This window comes from Terriglobus roseus DSM 18391 (assembly GCF_000265425.1).
Lineage (GTDB): Bacteria > Acidobacteriota > Terriglobia > Terriglobales > Acidobacteriaceae > Terriglobus > Terriglobus roseus.
In genome coordinates this window covers 2,129,420-2,147,023 of the sequence record NC_018014.1, presented here as the reverse complement: position 1 = coordinate 2,147,023, position 17,604 = coordinate 2,129,420, and the positions used below count along the sequence as shown (strand labels likewise).

Here is a 17,604-nt window from a genome sequence, read left to right as displayed (position 1 = left end):
CATCTTTTTTTGGTTCGACTGACTTGGCAGGGTTTCCTGCATCTCATCTGTACATGAGCGAAGGCAAACTCGCAGGCAAAGTCGCACTTATCACCGGTTCCTCGTCCGGCATCGGTCAGGGCATCGCAATCCGCATGGCGAAGGACGGCGCAGACATCGTCGTGAACTACAGTGGGCACATTGAAGGCGCGCAGGAGACGCAGCAGGAGATCGAAGCGCTGGGCCGGAAGGCGTTCATCGTCCGCGCAGACGTGTCGAAGGTTGCCGAGTGTCAGTCACTGGTGCAGGCGGGCTGGGATCAGTTCGGCAAGATTGACATCCTGGTGAACAATGCAGGCGTTGAGAAGGGTTCAGACTTTGTCGATGTCACCGAGGCTGACTACGACCTGGTGCTGGATGTGAATCTCAAAGGACCGTTCTTTACGACACAGGCTTTCGTGAAGCGCGTGCTGGCTGCGAAGATACCGGGGCGCGTGATCAATATCTCCTCCGTTCACGAGGACATGGTCTTCCCACACTTCGCCAGCTATTGCGCCTCCAAGGGCGGTATCCGCATGCTGATGCGCGATCTTGCTGTGGAGCTGGGACCGAAGAACATTACTGTCAACAACATCGCGCCAGGCGCCATCATTACGCCGATCAACAAGAAGTTGCTGGATGACAAGGCGAAGCTCGATCCCCTGCTCGCCAATATCCCGCTGGGACGGATGGGCAGCATCGACGACGTCAGCGCACTGGCTGCTTTCCTTGCGAGTGACGAAGCGGCTTACGTCACGGGCTCCACGTACTTCGTCGACGGCGGACTGATGCGGAACTATCACGAGCAGTAAGGCCTGAAAGGTACACTTAGATAATGGATTTGAAGGTCTACACAGCCTCCTGGTGCCGCGACTGTTTCGTCGCAAAGCGCTTCCTCCAACAGCACAGCATCGCCTTTACTGAGATCGACATCGAGAGAACGCCCGGTGCGGTGGATGCTCTACTGCAGAACGTTGGCAAGAAGGCGATTCCGCAGTTTGTTATCGATGGCAAGTGGGTACAGCCCTATAAGCCCGGGCAGGGTTTCCTGTACGAAGAGATGTCCCTGCTGCTTGGCGTGACGAAGGCTTAGAGCAGCGCGAGTTGCAAAATTAGACGAGGCATCCTGCGGGATGCCTCGTGTTTTGTTTGCTAGCTGCGTTGATAGCGCTTCAGGACATCGTCGAGTGTCAGCACGCCCTCGATAACGCCACGGATCGCGCGATTTGAGATGGGCAGGAGCGGCCAGATCTTGAAGAATGGCAGCGCATTGGCGAGCGGTTGATCCGGGAAAAGCAGCGGTGTCCTTGCCTGGCCTACGCTCTGTTCCAACGTCTTCGCACCAGCACCTTCCCTGTCCGCCGAAGCATTTGTGAGCATTTGTTGCAGCTCTGTCTGTGTCGCTGCGTACCAGCCGTCACTGCACTGGATGAGGACCGCCGCGGCGTGCGCGATCTCGCTGTTGTTCTCGACGGTCTTTGCGAGTTCGTTCAGCTTCTCGCCGCCCGGCAGGATTGGTGCGCTCGAAGGCTTCAGAGCATCTTCGAAGTGCAGTTGCGAGTCCTCACGCTCCTCTTCCATGGACGGCAGGTAGAGGCCATCCTGGTGGGTGAAGAGCTCGAGGATGGGTACGGGCTGCAGCGAGCGCGAGATGAGATAGGCGATGGTGTTCGCGAGAATTACGGGCAGGATGACAGAGTAGTTGCCGCTCATCTCGAGGATCATGAAGACCGACGTGAGTGGAACGCGGATGAACGCCGCGAAGAAGACGCCCATGCCGACCAGTGCATACGATCCCACGGAACCGGTGAGCGATGGGAAGAGGCCGTGCTCCACGGTGCCCACAACAGAGCCGAGCATTGCGCCGAGGAAGAGTGCGGTTGCGAAGAGGCCGCCTGGTGCGCCGGATGAGAACGAAACTGTGGATGCGACCAGCTTTAATCCTGCCAGCAGCAGGAGGAAGCCAATGGTGTACTGCGCGTGCATGGCCGCGTCCATCGCGCCGTAGCCGACGCCCAGCACCTGCGGCACGCCGAAGTAGGCGATGCCTCCGACAAAGAGGCCGGCCAGTGCGGGCATGAACATCTGCCGGTTTGCCGATTGGCTGCGCAGCCTGGGGCGTAGGTAAGCTAACGCCTTAGTCAGTGCGAGTGATGCGAAGCCGCCGACGACGCCCAGGACCGCGTAGGCAAGCAGCTCGCGTGGATCGCGGAGCGTTACCGGCGGGATGCGGAACATGGGCTGTGGTCCCCAGAACCATCGCGCGACCACGACTGCTGAGACAGCTGACAGCACGATCGATCCCAGGATGGCAGCGGTCCATTGACCGATCACTTCTTCGATGACGAGGAGTACTGCGGAGATCGGTGCGTTGAATGCGGCGGCGAGGCCGGCGGCAGCGCCGACCGGTGCGAAGAGGCGCATGCGCTCGCGTGAGAGGCCCATGTAGCGGCCGATCCGAGAGGCCACGCCGGCGCCGAAGTGCAGCGACGGATCCTCTGGTCCGAGTGACTGACCGGAGCCGATGGAGAGCGCGGCAAGCAGGAACTTGCCGATCATTGTCTTGGTGGAGATGTAGCCGTTGTGTATGTAGAGCGCGGCCTTTGTCTGGTTTACGCCGGAGCCTCGCACGTCCGGAAAGACGTAGCGGATCATGACTCCGAGCGCGAGACCGATGACTGCGGGGACTATGACCAGGCGCAGTTGATGTGGTGCTGGCGCGGAGCCCTGGAGCAGGACGGTGAGCCACTCGATGGCCATGCGGAAGGACACGACGACGAGGCCGGAGATGATGCCGATGAAGATGGAGAGTAGGAGAAACAGGCGCTCTTCACGCATGGGTGAGGAGTCGGTGCTGGTTTCTTTTTCGTTCGAGATCAGTGTGCTCATCCCTGCTGCGCTCCTATGCGGGTCATGGGATGGTCCTGCAGATGGAGCAGCAGAGCGTCGTCGCCGATGGGTGTGCCGCAGGTCTTTGCGGCGGTTATTTCGGTCTCGAAGATGAGGTTTGCGTATTGAAGCTGTACATCATCGTCGTGACGCAGCGCAGCTCGATTTTGCGGCGTATTTAGCGCTTTCCAGCGCGTTTGAAGGGGCATTAGGGACGGGTCTGTGCAGGTTTTGAATCGATTCAGTGCGATGACGCTGTCGCTGAGCAGATGGGCCGACCGGAGCGCGGGTGGCACGACCGGGGAGAAGGCCAGTTCCTGGAGCCGGGCTGCGTCGTCGTGCATGCCGTTGAGGCGGGTGATCTGCTCTGCGGTCCAGGTCTTCGAGCGGAGAGCTTTTTCCAGGGAGTCCTCGGCGCAGGTGTAGTCGCCGGCGCGGAAGCAGAGTTCGCCGGCACGCGCCTGGGCGGTATGGAGTTGCGAACCGACTTCGGCTCTGCGGTAGGCGGTCAGGGCGCTGCTGGTGTCGCCGGCAGCTTCGAGGGCTTCCGCGATGCGGAGCTGCGTTGCCGGGTCCGGGTTGTTGCCTGCGGCGATGAGCAGCTCGGCCTGGGCTGCGAGCGGCTGACCCCGGTCGACGAGGTAACGCGAGAGTTCAAGCCGGGTGTCGCGTCGCCTGGCTGGTGCATCGCCTGCCCATGTGCCGAAGACGGCTGCGCGGTAGTAGTCGATGGCCTGCTGGTCGCGGCCGCGCGTCCGCTCGAGGCGGGCCAACTGGAGGTTGATGGGCCCGTCACCTGGGCGGGACTGCCAGAGGTTCAGGTAGTAGTTTTCGGCCTCGTCGACGTGGCCGCCTGCGGCGAGGGCCTCGGCGAGGGCGAGCTGGTTCTCGTAGTCATCGGGGTGATAGGAGAGCGAGACACGGAGGGCTGCTACCGCCTGTTCGGATTGACCGCGCTGCATGGCATCGTGGCCGCGTTGCGCCCATCGTTCGGCGAGGCGTTCGCGGCGCGATTCGAAGGAGCGAAAAAGAAAGGTCGTGACACCGCTGAGAACGACTGCTACGAGCGTCAGAGTGAGGAACTTGAGGCCGTCGCGGATCATAAGCCGGCGCCGGGATGCCTGCGCCGGTGTCGGCGGCAGTGGCGCTGCGGCTTGTTTACTTCCAGCTTCCATTAGACTTAAGTCTACCGCGTCACTGCTGCTTTCCCTGCTGTGCGCGACCTTCTGGAGACGCCACATTGATCGATCGCTATACACGCCCAGCCATGCGCACGCTATGGTCCGACGAGTCGAAGTTCCGCGCATGGCTTGAAGTGGAAGCCACCGCCAGCGAAGTGCTTGCCGATGCCGGCATTGTGCCGCAGGACGCCGCTAAGGCGATCCGCACGCGCGGCGACTTCGACATTGCGCGCATTCTTGAGATTGAGCAGCAGACGCGTCATGACGTGATCGCCTTCACGACCGCTGTTGCTGAGAAGGTTGGACCCGAGGCACGCTGGCTGCACTTTGGCCTGACGTCGACAGACGTGGTGGACACCGCGCAGGCGCTGCTGCTGCGTGAGGCGTCCAGCATCATCCGTGAGGGACTGGTTGCACTGTCGGTTGTGTTGAAGCGTCGCGCCATTGAGTTCGCCTTGACGCCTTGCATTGGACGTACCCATGGCGTGCATGCGGAACCGACGACGTTCGGGCTGAAGCTGCTGCTCTGGTACACCGAGTGCCAGCGCAACATCGTCCGTTTTGACGCGGCTGCGGCCGGCATGAACGTTGGCAAGCTTTCGGGCGCGGTGGGCAGCTATGGCACCGTGACGCCTGCGCTGGAAGAGGAGATCTGCACGCGCCTGGGCCTGGATACGGCGCTGGTCAGCACGCAGGTTCTGCAGCGGGATCGGCATGCGGCTTACATCGGCGCACTGTCGGTGATGGCTTCTTCGCTGGACCGGATTGCGACGGAGGTTCGTCACCTGCAGCGTACAGAGGTTCGCGAGGCGGAGGAGTTCTTCAGCGAGAAGCAGAAGGGTTCGAGCGCGATGCCGCACAAGCGTAATCCGATTACGTGCGAGAACATCTGTGGCCTGGCTCGCGTGATGCGCGCGAACTCTCAAGTGGCACTTGAAGATGTGGCTTTGTGGCATGAGCGGGATATCTCGCACTCTTCCGCAGAGCGGGTGATTCTGCCGGATACGACGACGCTGGCGGACTACATGCTGTCGAAGACGACGAACCTGATCGACAAGCTGATGGTGTATCCGGAGCGGATGCTGAAGAACCTGAACCTGACGGGTGGACTGGTGTTCAGCGGGCAGTTGCTGCTGGACCTGGCGGAGGCCGGCATGTCTCGTGAGGATGCTTACAAAACCGTGCAGACGCTGGCGATGAAGGCGTGGAAGGAAGACCTGGTGTTCAAGGAGCTGGTTGCGGCGGATGCGCAGATTACGGCACTGCTGGCGCCTGAGCGGATTGTGCGGGCTTTCGATGTGAACCGGCGGTTGGAGAATGTTCCGGCGATTTTTGAGCGGGTTTTTGGGAAGCCTTTGTCGGAGTTGCAGGGGAAGTAGGTCGCGCTTCGCGCGAAGTCCCACTCATGCGCATGGTGCGCGCATGAGTGGGGCACCCGGTCCTGGGGCGGGCTTGTTAGTCTTCAGTCACGATGCTTCCTCAGGGTGATCGCGAACTCGTGCAGATTATGGACGCCGCGCTGGCGGATGCGGCGGTGCGTAGTGGGCATTGGCTGGCCTGCCGGCCGGGGTGCAATCAGTGCTGCTCGGGTGTGTTCCGGATTGGGCCTCTGGATGCGGAACGCCTTCGCGAGGGGTTGCGTTTGCTTGGCGATGAGAAGGCTGGGTTGATTCGCGATCGTGTGCGTGAGAGTGTCGCGCGGCTTTCGCCGGGATTTCCTGGTGACACTGATACAGGCTTGCTTTTCGAGGATGACGATTCGCTGGAACGGTTCGAGGACTTTGCGGATGACGAGGTGTGCCCTGTTCTGGATCCAGTGACGGGGACTTGCGATCTGTATGCGCACCGTCCGATGACGTGCCGGACGTTTGGTCCGCCGGTGCGGACGGGGGACGAGGGGTTTGGCGTTTGCGAGCTTTGTTTTGTTGGAGCGCCCGAGGAGGCGGTCGCGGCGGCGGAGTTGCATTTGCCGGATCCGGATCTTGAGGCGCGGTTGGATTTCGAGACGGGTTTGTCTGGGACTACCGTTGTTGCTTTTGCTTTGTTGGGTGTCTGAGAAGGTTTGGGATTTTGTCGCGGGCCTTCAGCCCGCCTGCTTTGTTGCCGGTGGTGACCCAGGGCTTCGCCCTGGGCTAGGAAGTCGCGGGCCTTCAGCCCGCCTCAAAAGGCGATTTACGACTTGTAAGCGGCGCTGTTTTTTGGACCGCGGCGAAAGCCTTTGTTTGTGCGGTGTCTTTCAGGCCTGCAGGGTGATGCTCACTGCTGTCGCGCTTTCGCGCGATAACCCACCCTTTGCTTCGCAAAGAATGGGGCACCCGGTTTTGTGGGTTCTTACAGGGTTGACTTGGTCCCAGCGCGGGCGAGTTGGACTCAGGTACGTTGGTCGCGCTTTCGCGCGATAACCCACCCTTTGCTTCGCAAAGAATGGGGCACCCGGTTTTGTGGGTTTTTACAGGGTTGACTTGGTCCCGGCGCGGGCGAGTTGGACTCAGGTACGCTGGTCGCGCTTTCGCGCGATAACCCACCCTTTGCTTCGCAAAGAATGGGGCACCCGGTCTCTGTGCCGGTCCTTTGTTGTGGGATGTGCTGGAGTGGATCTCTCCACGTCGGTGATTGTTTGCTGGGGTGTTGGTACCCTAGAGCGGTGAATATTCTTTTTGTCGGCGACATCTTTGGTTCGGCCGGCCGTCGCATTGTTGCGGAGCATATCGGCCATGTTCTTGAGTCCAACGCCATCGATCTTTGTGTAATTAATGGTGAGAATGCCGCGGGTGGCTTTGGCATTACGCCTTCGATTGCGGATGACATCTTTGACCTGGGCGCGGATGTTATTACGACCGGAAACCACTTCTGGGATAAGAAGGAGTTGCTGGATTACCTGAAGGTTCCCGCTGACTCTCACGGTCGCCCCCGGCGCATCCTGCGTCCTGCAAACTTTGCGCCGAAGACGCCGGGGTTTGGTGTGTACGAGAGTGCGTTGCCGACGGGGCAGCCTTATGCGGTGGTGAACCTGCAGGGCCGCGTCTTCATGCAGCAGAATGATGATCCCTTTCGCAAGGCCGACGAGATGCTGGCTTCGATCAAGGCGAAGGTGATTCTGGTGGACTTTCACGCGGAGGCTTCGAGCGAGAAGGTGGCGATGGGCTGGTACCTGGATGGCCGCGTGACTGCCGTTTTGGGTACGCATACGCACATTCCTACGGCTGATGAGCGCGTGCTGCCGGGTGGCACTGCCTTCCAAACGGATGTGGGTATGAGCGGGCCGTATGACTCCGTGATTGGCGTGGAGAAGGAAGCCGTGATCGAGCGGTTCCTGACGGGCCAGCCCGCGAAGTTTGAAGCAGCCAAGGGGAATCCGAAGATGTGCGCCGCGGTGATCGAGTGCGATGGCGCAACGGGTCGCGCTTATCGCATCAAGCGGGTCATGCTGGGCGAGTAGCGACTACCGGTCGGCCTCGCCTACGGCAAACCGTCCCAGCGGGATGGCGTGGGAGATCTGTGGCTTGCTGTCGAGCGGTGTGACCGGATAGGGATCCGGCGTGCCTGTCGGGAAGCCCCAAACGTTGCCGGTGCGCAGGTTGATGGTGACTTTGCCGAGGACCTGTCCACCCTCAGGGCGACGCAGCATGTAGACGCCTGGCTCGACGTAGATGGGATCGGCGTTGCCCGCCTGTGAGGCGAAGGTCGACGACTGTGCGGCGACGGGTGTGGGCTGCACGTAGGGACGCGCGGCAATGGCTGTGAGTGCTACGGCGATGACCGCGAGCAGCGCGTTTGTGATTCGGTTCGACGGAAGCATCACGACCTCATTTCAGGAAAGCAGAAGAGGCAGCCCGAAGGCTGCCTCTTCCCTGTTGCTGTTTGGTGCGGGTTAGCGCTTGCGAGCCGGAGCGCGGCGTGCGGGAGCTGCCTTGGCGGGAGCCTTTGCAGCAGCCTTACCCTCGATGGTGCCACCGGTCATGGTGAACATCATGGGCTTCTGCGTGTAGGAGGCCATGCTGCCAACGACGGTGACATCTGCACCGACGACGGGCGCAACCTTCGGAGCTTCTGTCAGCGTTACGCTGACGTCTGCAACGAGGGGGTTGGCCTGCTTGGCATCGTCCGAGACAGCAAGCGTCAGGGTGGTGTCCGCGATGCTGACGACCTTACCGGTCAGCTTCACTTCCTTGTCCTTGATGGGTGCGAACTCTGCTTCTGCCTGCTCGGTGGTGCCGTTGGTGATGACGAACTCGCGATCAGCGATGTTGGTCTTCGTCAGCGTCGGATCTTCCTTCTTGTCCGCCTCGAAGACCGTTGTTGCCTGGTCTGCCGGGGTCGGAGCCGGCTTTACGCTGGTCGCAAAATCTGCGGGCGGAAAGAGGTTGTCCTTTGCGACTGCCTTGACTGCGTCGTAACCATCTTCTGCGCCGTGGAACTTCTTATAGCAGTAGGTCGCGAGGGGCTGGAAGGTGGACTTGAACTGCTCGGGCGCGTAGATGGCCGTGCGCGTTGCGAAGTACGTGCAGTTCAGGTAGTCGGGAGGCGTGGAGGTGTAGTAGGCCTGGCCGAGGAAGTAGGTGTCCTGAAGGACGGGGCCGGGCTGCGTGGTTGCTGCAACGTCGACTGCTTTCAGCTCAGAGGTGTAAGCAGCGATGGCGCCTGCGGAATCCTTCTTGGTGAGAGCGTCGATGCCGATGGCCGAGTAGAAGTAGGGTGTTACCTGCTTCTGGATGGCAGCCCAGTCGGCGTCAGCGACGGCGGCAGGCTTGGTGGCCTTGAGGCCGCGGCTGGCAGCGTCGGCTGCCTTGTCGTAGGCGGACTGCTTCGCAGCGGGATCCGTTGCGGAGTCGCCCTGAGCCTTCAGCAGGCTGGTTTCGAGCGCGAGTGCGCGGATGTTGTTCGGGTCGACCTGGAGGAGCTTGTCAGCCGACTCGAGGGTCTTGGGAACATTGTTGGAACCGGCGTAGCCGGCGACAAGCTGCTCCAGGACCGTGCTCTTCACGGACGACTGGGGGAACTTCGTCAGGAACGCCTCAGCCGCGGTGGCCTTGGCCGCCGGATCGGTAGCGGTGATCACAGCCTGGTAGGCCGTGTACTCGTCCGCCGAGAGCTGTGGTCCCTGTGCTGCCGCCCCATTGTTCGTGTTTACCGGTGTTTGTGCCACGGCGTACGTTGCGGAGACACACGCGGCCGCCAGCATCGAGGCGAGAAAAGCCTTCTTCATCGAACTCTCCCTGTTCTTATTCAATCTCTTCATTAATCAGAGCAGAACGCTGTGCTGTTTACGAGTCACAGGTTTTCATAGATGCAAGCAATGTATCAGGTGTAGCTCCACCGCAAAACCTGCGATGCGCCAGCACCCAATTTCTACGTTTATTGGACGGTTCACGACCGATTATCGCAGCAAGTAGCGATGCGGACGAGCGGCAAAGTAGAAGGCTCCCAATGACTGGGAGCGGGCATAGACGGATTGGTGGACCTGCGGGGTGCAAGCGCTGCCTGGCAGTGAGAGATGCGGGGCGATCCCCACACCTTGCGTTTGGGACCTTCTTATCCACAATATCTGGCCGGTATCCCGCTTGATTCCGCTTCTGGGGCGGACTAGCCTGATTGCATACAAGAACACCGTCATCTTCCCTGCCCAGGCGGGGTGGGTAGACGGTGCGGAGGTCTCGTTTCCTTGCTCAAGCTCAAGCGTGTTCAGATTCTCGGCTTCAAATCCTTTTGTGATCGTACGGATGTGCAGCTGAGCGGCAATGGCATTGCGGCGATCGTTGGACCGAACGGTTGCGGCAAGTCGAACATCTCGGACGCCATTACGTGGGTGCTGGGCGAGCAGAGTGCGAAGAGCCTGCGCGGCGTAAAGATGGAAGACGTCATCTTTGCGGGCACGCGTGACCGGAAGCCGACCGGTATGGCCGAGGTGTCGCTGACGCTGGTGGATCCGGATGTCTATGACGCGAGCGATGCGGGCGAGACGATCAACATGGGGTCGGTGACGCCGAAGCCGGCGGAGATCAACGACTGGGACGAGACGGCCGAGCGCAATATGAGCGCGGAGGCTACGCTGGCGGCGGTTGCCGAGGCACAGCCGGGCCCGATCCCTGCGGATGAGGAGTCGGAGGAGATCGAGGTGGATGCTCCGGTCGATTCGACGGCCGAGCTTGCCGCAGCTGAGGCTGGCACGGTGGCGCCGAATCCGCTGGTACTGAAGATTCGCCGGCGGAAGTTTAACCGTGCGCCGGTACGGGCGGGTGAGATCACGGTGACTCGGCGACTGTTTCGGTCGGGCGAGTCGGAGTACCTGCTGAATGGCAAGATCTGCCGGTTGCGGGATATCCAGGACATCTTCTTTGGAACGGGTCTGTCGGGCGAGAACTACGCGATTATCGGGCAGGAGCGCATTGGGCAGTTGCTGTCGTCGAAGCCGCTGGATCGGCGGTCGATCATTGAAGAGGCGGCGGGCATTACGCGCTTCAAGACGAAGAAGCGGTTGGCGGAGTTGCGGCTGGAGGCGGCGAAGCAGAACCTGGCGCGCGTGGATGACATCTTCGACGAAGTGACGCGGCAGATGGGCAGCTTGAAGCGGCAGGCTGCGAAGGCTGAGCGCTATGGGCAGATGCGCGACGAGTTGCGGGCGAAGTTGCGCGTGGTGCTGCGCAGCCGGTTGTCGCAGCATGATGCGGATCGTGCGGCCTCTGAGGCTTCGGTGACGAAGCTGACGGCTTCGATCGATGAGCAGGCAGGGTCACTGGAGGCTCTGGATGCGGAGCATACGGCGGGTGTGGCTCGCGGGTATGAGCTGGATGAGGAGACTCGTGCGGCGCAGAGCCGGATCAACGAGACGCGGATTGAGCTGGAGCGGGCTACTGCTCGGATTCATTCGAATACGGATCGTGTGACGGATTTGGCTGCCCGGATTGCGAGCGGCACGGAAGAGCTGGCGCAGTTGAAGCACCAGATCGAGGCGCTGTCGGCGGATCGGGATGGGTTGCGGCTGTTTTTGGAGACGGCCACCGCGGATACGGAAGAGGCGAAGCAGACGGCGCAGACGAAGCAGCGTGAAGCCAATGAGGCCCAGGCGCAGGTGAACAATACGGACCGCGAGGCGGGCAACGGCCGGCACCAGTCGATGCAGTTGATGCAGCGCATCAGCAATGTGCATCGTGAGGAGGCGCAGGCTGCTGAGTCGCTTGCGGGGCTGGAGCGTGAGGCGGAGCGGCTGATCGGGGAGTCGGAGCAGGCGAAGGTTGAGCTGGAGGCGCTGGGCAAGCAGCGTGGCCAGGTGTCGATGACGTTTGAGTCGGTGACGGACCGGCTGAAGCGGCTGGAGGCCGAGATTGCGCAGTTGCGGCTGGACCTGGATGCGAAGCGGCGTGAGGAGATGGAGACGCGGCGGCGTGGCGACCATCTGCGCGCGGAGGCGGCGACGCTAACGGGACGCAAGAACTCGCTGGAGGCGCTGATTCGCGATCACAGCTACTCGAGCGAGACGGTTCGGAAGCTGTTCAAGGCGAATGGGATTGCGACGAGTGTTGCGCCGGTTGGGACGCTTGCGGATTTTCTGGAAGTGGATGACGAGCATGGAGCGGTAGTCGATGAGTTCCTGAAAGAGGAGCTGAACTACATTGTCGTGAAGGATTGGAATTCGGCAGATGCAGGTATCGGGCTGCTGAAGGGCAATGTGGATGGACGGGCTACGTTCCTGGTCCATAGCGAGTCGGCGCCGAAGTATGGCGATGGCATGGCGAGCCGGTCTGCGGGCGATCTGCGCGGTGCGCGGCCTTTGAAGGACTGCATCCGCGTGCTGAATGGATTTGGACGGTCGCTCGAGGTGATTCTGCCGAAGCTGCGCGAGGGGTTCATTGCCCCGGATAGCGAGACGGCACGGACGCTTGCGATTGAGAATCCAGAGGCGTTCTTCCTGTCGCCTTCCGGTGAGACCTTCCACAACATGACGGTGACGGGCGGCAAGGCGCGCTCGGGCGGCCCGCTGGCTTTGAAGAGCGAGTTGCGCGAGATCCAGACGAAGCTGGAAGGTGTGCAGGCCGAGCTGGCGCAGAGCGAGATTGGTGTTGCAGCGCTGGCGAAGCAGATCCAGGAGATGCAGCACGCGGTGGAGGCCAAGGGCAACGAGCGACGTGAGGCGGAGCGTGAGGCTGCGAACAGCGGCGCTGCGCTGCGGCAGATGGACTCGGAGGCGGCTCGTATTGAAAAGCGGTTGGCGGACTGGTCGCTGCACTCTGAGCGGAATCGTGATGCTCGCGCACAGAAGCAGGACCTGATCGAGCGCAAGCAGGCTGAGGCTTCGCAGTTGATGATGGAGCGCGAAGCAATCGATGTGCGGGTGAGCGATACATTGCTGCGCATTGAAGACCTGCGTCGTCAGCGGGAAGAGGTGCAGGCTGCTGCGGCGGCGGCTTCGGCTGCCCTTGCAGGGTTGGAAGAGCGTCGCCGCAATGCTTCGTCGAACTTCGAGCAGAACGAACGCATGCGCAATACGACGCAGCAGCGCATTCTGCACCTGGAAGGTCAGAATGCCAGCGCAGCCGCGGAACGCACGCGTCGCGAAGAAGAGACCGTGCAGTTGATCGAGCAGCAGGCTGAGCTGACTGCGCAGCGCGAGCAACTGTCGGCCGAGGCGCAACGGCTAGGCGCAGAGGCAACGGCATTACGCGCGAGCATCGGCGAGAAGAATGGGCTGTTGCGTTCACTGCGTACCGAGATCGAGGGTCTACGCGAACAGCGCGGCACGTTGCAGACGACGATTGCGCGGCTGAGCAGCGAAATCGAGCATCTTGAGGCGCAGTCGCTGAATGACCTGAATATGCCGGCGGAAGAGCTGCGTGCGGACACGACGATCGAGCCGATCACGGCAGAGGCCCTGGATGCTGCCGACGAAGAGACACGGACGCTGAAGGGCAAGCTGGAGGCGATGGGGCCGGTCAACATGATGGCGCTTGAAGAGTTTGCGGAGGCGGAGCAGCGTCACAGCTTCCTGGAGACGCAGCGCAAGGATCTGCTGGACTCCATCTCGAATACGCAGGGCGCAATAAAGGAGATCGACGAGATCAGCAAGATCAAGTTCGATGATGCGTTCGCCATCATCAACAAGAACTTCTCCGAGACGTTTGTGAAGCTGTTCGGTGGCGGACAGGCGACGATGAAGCTGACGGACGAGTCGAACTCGGCCGAGAGCGGCATCGACCTGGTGGCATCGCCGCCGGGCAAGAAGATGCAGAACGTTCTGTTGCTGTCGGGCGGAGAGAAGGCGCTGACTGCCCTGTCGCTGCTGGTCGGTATTTTCGAGTTCCAGCCGAGCCCGTTCTGCGTGCTGGACGAAGTCGATGCACCGCTCGATGAGACGAATGTGGGCCGGTTTGCGCGGCTGATCCACGAGATGAGCAAGGACACGCAGTTTGTGGTGATTACTCACCATAAGCGGACGATGACCGAGGCCGATGTGATCTATGGCGTGACCATGCAGGAGCCTGGTGTGAGCAAGATTGTCAGTGTGAATTTGAATAAGGCGGAGACACGGCGGGTCGCGTAGTCTCGTTTTTAATGCAACGACAAAGCCCAGCGAGCGCTGGGCTTTGTTGCGTTTGCGGCCCGGGAATCATCGCGTCGACCGGCTTTAGCCCGCTGAAGTCAAGTCCCGCGCGAGTGGTCTCCGAATTCTCTACATTTTGTCGCGGGCCTTCAGCCCGCATGGGATTTGCGTTGTAACCATACCCAGGGCGTTGCCCTGGGCTGGGAAGTCGCGGGCCTTCAGCCCGCCCTGGGACATCGCTTGTACTGTACCCAGGGCGTTGCCCTGGGCTGGGAAGTCGCGGGCCTTCTGCCCGCCAAGGGACATCGCTTGTGCTGTACCCAGAGCGTTGCCTTGTGCTGGGAAGTCGCGGGCCTACAGCCCGCAATATCCCCCAGCGGTTAGAGCCCACCGTATGTCGATACGCACCAGGTACGGAGCGGTTGTTATACCCGAGGACTCGAGATGCGATTTACGGGTCGGGCCGTTGGATCTCGGGAGAGGAAGGGGCCATTAGCCCAGGGCGTTGCCCTAGGCTAAGATCTGGTCGCGCCTTTGGCGCTAAGTTCGATGGCCCGAGACAGAAGCATGGGCGTTATCGGAACTTAGCGCCCGTCATGGGTCGGCACGACCGTAGTCGGTAAGTACACCGTTACGGGAGCACGACCACTATGAGACCTGCGTGCGCACCTTCGATCCTATGAACGCGAAGTATGCGACTACGAGGTAGCAGAGTAGCGGGACGATGAAGGACATGGCCATGCTGCCGGTCTGTTCTGCGACCCATCCGACGACTGGTGTTGCGACTGCTCCGCCGATGATGGCCATGACGAGGACACTGGCTCCGAGCGTGGTGTTTGCGCCTAGTCCCTTCAGGCCGAGTGCGAAGTTGGTGGGGTACATGAGCGACATGAAGAAGCTGGTGAACATGAGTGCCCAGAGTCCTACCCAGCCCGGGAAGAGGATCACGAGTACCAGCAGCGCCACGTTGATCAGGGCGAAGATGCCCATGAGCACGTTGGGGCGGACGTACTTCATAAGCGCAGTTGCGGCGAAGCGGCCTACGGAGAAGATGGCGAGGCTGCCGCTGAGGAAGTAGCCTGCGATCTTTTCCGGCTGGTGTGCGTAGTCGTGCGCGTACTGGATGAGGAAGCTCCAGGAAGCTACCTGGGCGCCTACGTAGAAGAACTGCGAGATGACGGCCCAGACGAAGTGCGGCACGTGGATGAGACTGGCCGTTGTGCCGCGCTCTTCAAACGGGAACTGGTCCTGGCTGAGTGTTCGCGCGGGGAATTTCACGCGCATGAGCAGGATGGCGAAGAGAAAGACGACGAGCGCGAGGACGAGGTAGGGCGTGGTGACGCGGAGTGTTTCGCGGTGCAGAAAGGCTGCGTAGGTTCCTGCGGCCTTCATCTGCGCGGTCTCTGTGGCGCTGGGTTCGATGCCGGAGAAGATGAAGACGGTGCCGATGAGGGCGCCGGCGATGGTTCCCGGTGGATTAAAGGCCTGCGCGAAGTTCAGTCGGCGTTCCGAGGTGGATGGGTCGCCGAGAAGCGTGATGAAGGACGCTCCACCCGTCTCAAGAAACGCCAGACCTGCAGCGATGACGAAGAGAGCGATGAGGAAGAAGCTGTACTGGTTGGCGAGTGCGGCCGGCCAGAACAAGAGGCAGCCCACGCCGTAGAGCAGGACGCCGGTGACGAGGCCAACGCGGTATCCCCAGCGGCGAAGCACGTAGGCGGCCGGCATGGAGATGCAGAAGTATCCGAAGTAGAACGCGGATTGCACCAGGCCGCCCTGCAGGCGCGAGAGCTGGAAGGCCTTCATGAACTGCCGGATGAGCACGTCGTTCAGGTTGTTCGGGAGCGCCCAGAGGAAGAAGAGCGCCGTCACGACAAAAAAAGCGGTGCGGTGACTTGGGCTGAACAGGGGTGTGTTCAGGTCGGGCGCCTCGTGTACGGCGTGCCGGGTGGTGGCTACGGGGGGACCGTGCATGCTACTCCTTCAAGCGGCTGGGTGAAATCGCGCCAATATGCAGAACGTCAGGCTATCGCATGACGGCGGTTGGAGGTGCAAGATTTCTGCGTGGATGCGGTGTACGCCGGTAACCGAACCGATGCCTTGTCGCATGAGTCCGCACGTGTCCCGTAAAAAGTGGTGAAATCAGAGGGATGATCCTTGGCGACCTGAAACCGATTCTGACCGGAAAGGTGCGCGACCTGTACGAGGTTGGCACTGACCGATTGCTGTTTGTAGCGAGCGACCGCATCTCTGCCTTTGACCATGTGCTGGGAAGCCTGGTGCCTGACAAGGGCAAGGTGCTGACGCAGTTGTCGCTGTTCTGGTTTGACTATCTGCGCAACCTGGTGCCGAACCACCTGATCACGGCGGATGTGCGGGACTACCCTGCCGATCTGCAGGTGTACAGCGATGCGTTGCGCGGCCGCAGCATGATCGTGCAGCGCGCTCGCATGGTTCAGGTGGAGTGCGTGGCGCGAGGGTATCTTTCGGGGTCGGGCTGGAAGGATTACCAGCAGACCGGCGCGGTGTGCGGCATTGCGTTGCCGAGCGGCCTGCGCGAGAGCGATCGCCTGCCGGAGCCGATTTTTACGCCGGCGGCGAAGAATCATACGGGCCACGACGAGAATGTCGGGTTCGACCATGTGGTCGATGCTGTGGGGCCGGAGCTGGCGGAGCGGCTGCGGTCGTTGACGCTGGCGATCTATGGCGCGGCATCGAAGTATGCCGAGAGCAAGGGCCTGATCCTGGCGGATACGAAGTTCGAATTTGGGTTTGTGCCGTCGAAGGACGGCGGCGACCTGCTAGTGCTGGCGGATGAGGTGCTGACACCGGATTCGTCGCGTTACTGGCTGGCGAGCGGGTATGCGCCGGGTGGTGCTCAGCCGTCGTTCGACAAGCAGTTTGTGCGGGATTACCTGGAGCGGATCCAGTGGAACAAGCAGTTGCCTGCACCTGCGCTGCCGGATGAGGTGGTGGAGGAGACGCGTGCGAAGTATCTGCAGGCGTTCACGCTGCTGACGGGCAAGCAAGAGTTGCCGGAGTAACTGTCTTGAACAATACCCTGCACGGTGTCACGATCGGCCTGAACGGCATGAATCCACTGGACTGGACGATTGCGCTGGTGCTCGCCATCTCAGTTGTGACGGCGTTTATGCGTGGCCTGATTCGTTCGGTGGTGTCGCTGGCGGGGCTGCTGGCGGGCATCCTGGCTGCGTGCTGGTATGCACCCAAGGGTGCGGCGTACCTGGCGCGGTGGGTGACGCCTTTTGCCTTTGCGGAGATCGTCGCGTTCGTGCTGATCCTGGCGGGAGTGTACGTGCTGGCAGCGTTGCTGGGACGGGTGCTGAGCGGGGCCGCCGGGGCGGTGGGGCTTGGTTTTCTGGATCGGCTGGGCGGCGCTTGCTTCGGTTTTGTTCGTGGAGTATTGCTGCTGGCGTCGCTGGTGCTGCCATTTGGGCCGTTTCTACATGATTTCAGGGCTGCGAAAGATTCAGTACTTTTGCCCTATTTGCTTCCGGCCGCGCATGGGATATCCTTCGTTGTGCCGCGTGACTTTGGGAAACGACTCCCGGCAAGCGACTGGTGGAACCATGCCAGGAGCGCCGCCGGTGAGCTTGCGCCCATCGGAAAACGCACGACGCCATCAGACTGAGGTGAGTACGAGTGAAGCGGGAATTGGACATCCTGGTGGCGCAGATGCATGCAGACGGCATTTCTTACGAAGAGGCCGTGCGCGAGTTCAAGCGGCGGTATCTTCTGCAGGTGCTGGTGAATCATCGCGGCAATCAATGCAAGAGCGCGGAAGAGCTGGGCATGCACCGGAACACGCTGAGCCGTACGCTGGCCGAGCTGGACATGGACACGGCACAGATCCGCAGCGGTCTGAAGCGGCCTGCGCGTAGCGATCGCGCTGCAGGGACGCCACGGCTGCAGACGATTGCACGCGTCCGTTAGAGGTTGTGGTCACTCGACCGTCTAATG

Annotated in this window: 14 protein-coding genes; 9 read left to right on the top strand and 5 right to left on the bottom strand. The window is 61.3% G+C overall.

Translation table 11 applies throughout. The features are described from left to right. The first annotated feature begins 53 nt into the window (after window positions 1-53). Window positions 54-830, top strand: a complete 777-nt coding sequence (locus TERRO_RS08900) for a glucose 1-dehydrogenase (protein ID WP_014785668.1) — start codon at window positions 54-56, stop codon at window positions 828-830. Between the two features lie 23 nt (window positions 831-853). Further along, a complete protein-coding gene (locus TERRO_RS08895) occupies window positions 854-1,111 on the top strand; it encodes a glutaredoxin family protein (protein ID WP_014785667.1) in 258 nt (85 codons plus the stop codon). A 59-nt stretch (window positions 1,112-1,170) separates the two neighbouring features. On the opposite strand, the gene TERRO_RS08890 is transcribed toward TERRO_RS08895, so the two are convergent. Both TERRO_RS08890 and TERRO_RS23095 read right to left on the bottom strand, forming a co-directional pair. After that, window positions 1,171-2,907, bottom strand: a complete 1,737-nt coding sequence (locus tag TERRO_RS08890) for a chloride channel protein (RefSeq protein ID WP_014785666.1) — start codon at window positions 2,905-2,907, stop codon at window positions 1,171-1,173. Then, the gene (locus TERRO_RS23095; RefSeq protein ID WP_157178300.1) at window positions 2,904-4,082 is read right to left on the bottom strand and encodes a tetratricopeptide repeat protein; all 1,179 of its coding nucleotides are present in this window, start codon (window positions 4,080-4,082) and stop codon (window positions 2,904-2,906) included. The genes TERRO_RS08890 and TERRO_RS23095 overlap by 4 nt, the downstream gene beginning before the upstream one ends. A 65-nt stretch (window positions 4,083-4,147) precedes the next feature. Between TERRO_RS23095 and purB the strand changes: the two genes are divergently transcribed. The 3 genes from purB (at window position 4,148) to TERRO_RS08870 (ending at window position 7,527) form a co-directional block, all read left to right on the top strand. Then, window positions 4,148-5,467, top strand: coding sequence for an adenylosuccinate lyase (purB, locus tag TERRO_RS08880; RefSeq protein ID WP_014785664.1), 1,320 nt, complete (start codon window positions 4,148-4,150; stop codon window positions 5,465-5,467). Between the two features lie 92 nt (window positions 5,468-5,559). After that, window positions 5,560-6,144 (top strand): YkgJ family cysteine cluster protein, encoded by a 585-nt coding sequence (locus TERRO_RS08875; RefSeq protein WP_014785663.1) that lies wholly within the window; start codon window positions 5,560-5,562, stop codon window positions 6,142-6,144. 588 nt (window positions 6,145-6,732) lie between these two features. After that, a complete protein-coding gene (locus TERRO_RS08870) occupies window positions 6,733-7,527 on the top strand; it encodes a TIGR00282 family metallophosphoesterase (RefSeq protein WP_041592523.1) in 795 nt (264 codons plus the stop codon). 3 nt (window positions 7,528-7,530) lie between these two features. Here TERRO_RS08870 and TERRO_RS08865 read toward each other — a convergent pair whose 3' ends face one another. Both TERRO_RS08865 and TERRO_RS08860 read right to left on the bottom strand, forming a co-directional pair. After that, window positions 7,531-7,887: a hypothetical protein gene (locus TERRO_RS08865; protein ID WP_014785661.1), complete on the bottom strand. Its 357-nt coding sequence runs from the start codon at window positions 7,885-7,887 to the stop codon at window positions 7,531-7,533. Window positions 7,888-7,959: 72 nt separating this feature from the next. Next, entirely contained in the window at window positions 7,960-9,294 is a 1,335-nt protein-coding gene (locus TERRO_RS08860; RefSeq protein WP_014785660.1) for a hypothetical protein, read from the bottom strand. 456 nt (window positions 9,295-9,750) lie between these two features. Between TERRO_RS08860 and smc the strand changes: the two genes are divergently transcribed. Next, a complete protein-coding gene (gene smc / locus TERRO_RS08855; protein ID WP_014785659.1) occupies window positions 9,751-13,623 on the top strand; it encodes a chromosome segregation protein SMC in 3,873 nt (1,290 codons plus the stop codon). Between the two features lie 648 nt (window positions 13,624-14,271). Here smc and fucP read toward each other — a convergent pair. Next, on the bottom strand, window positions 14,272-15,597 hold the full coding sequence (fucP, locus tag TERRO_RS08850; RefSeq protein WP_014785657.1) for an L-fucose:H+ symporter permease: 1,326 nt from the start codon (window positions 15,595-15,597) through the stop codon (window positions 14,272-14,274). A gap of 176 nt (window positions 15,598-15,773) precedes the next feature. Between fucP and TERRO_RS08845 the strand changes: the two genes are divergently transcribed. Genes TERRO_RS08845 through TERRO_RS08835 form a run of 3 tightly spaced genes read left to right on the top strand, consistent with a single transcriptional unit; the run spans window position 15,774 to window position 17,577 of the window. Further along, the gene (locus TERRO_RS08845) at window positions 15,774-16,667 is read left to right on the top strand and encodes a phosphoribosylaminoimidazolesuccinocarboxamide synthase (protein ID WP_014785656.1); all 894 of its coding nucleotides are present in this window, start codon (window positions 15,774-15,776) and stop codon (window positions 16,665-16,667) included. Window positions 16,668-16,672: 5 nt separating this feature from the next. After that, window positions 16,673-17,275: a CvpA family protein gene (locus TERRO_RS08840; protein ID WP_014785655.1), complete on the top strand. Its 603-nt coding sequence runs from the start codon at window positions 16,673-16,675 to the stop codon at window positions 17,273-17,275. An 11-nt stretch (window positions 17,276-17,286) separates the two neighbouring features. Continuing rightward, entirely contained in the window at window positions 17,287-17,577 is a 291-nt protein-coding gene (locus tag TERRO_RS08835) for a helix-turn-helix domain-containing protein (RefSeq protein WP_014785654.1), read from the top strand. Window positions 17,578-17,604: the final 27 nt, after the last annotated feature.

Coding starts and splice junctions, on each gene's coding strand:
- TERRO_RS08865 (WP_014785661.1), bottom strand. CDS start 7,887: ATGCTTCCGTCGAACCGAATCACAAACGCGCTGCTCGCGGTCATCGCC.
- TERRO_RS08860 (WP_014785660.1), bottom strand. CDS start 9,294: ATGAAGAAGGCTTTTCTCGCCTCGATGCTGGCGGCCGCGTGTGTCTCC.
- TERRO_RS23095 (WP_157178300.1), bottom strand. CDS start 4,082: ATGGAAGCTGGAAGTAAACAAGCCGCAGCGCCACTGCCGCCGACACCG.
- TERRO_RS08875 (WP_014785663.1), top strand. CDS start 5,560: ATGCTTCCTCAGGGTGATCGCGAACTCGTGCAGATTATGGACGCCGCG.
- TERRO_RS08895 (WP_014785667.1), top strand. CDS start 854: ATGGATTTGAAGGTCTACACAGCCTCCTGGTGCCGCGACTGTTTCGTC.
- TERRO_RS08845 (WP_014785656.1), top strand. CDS start 15,774: ATGATCCTTGGCGACCTGAAACCGATTCTGACCGGAAAGGTGCGCGAC.
- TERRO_RS08900 (WP_014785668.1), top strand. CDS start 54: ATGAGCGAAGGCAAACTCGCAGGCAAAGTCGCACTTATCACCGGTTCC.
- fucP (WP_014785657.1), bottom strand. CDS start 15,597: ATGCACGGTCCCCCCGTAGCCACCACCCGGCACGCCGTACACGAGGCG.
- TERRO_RS08890 (WP_014785666.1), bottom strand. CDS start 2,907: ATGAGCACACTGATCTCGAACGAAAAAGAAACCAGCACCGACTCCTCA.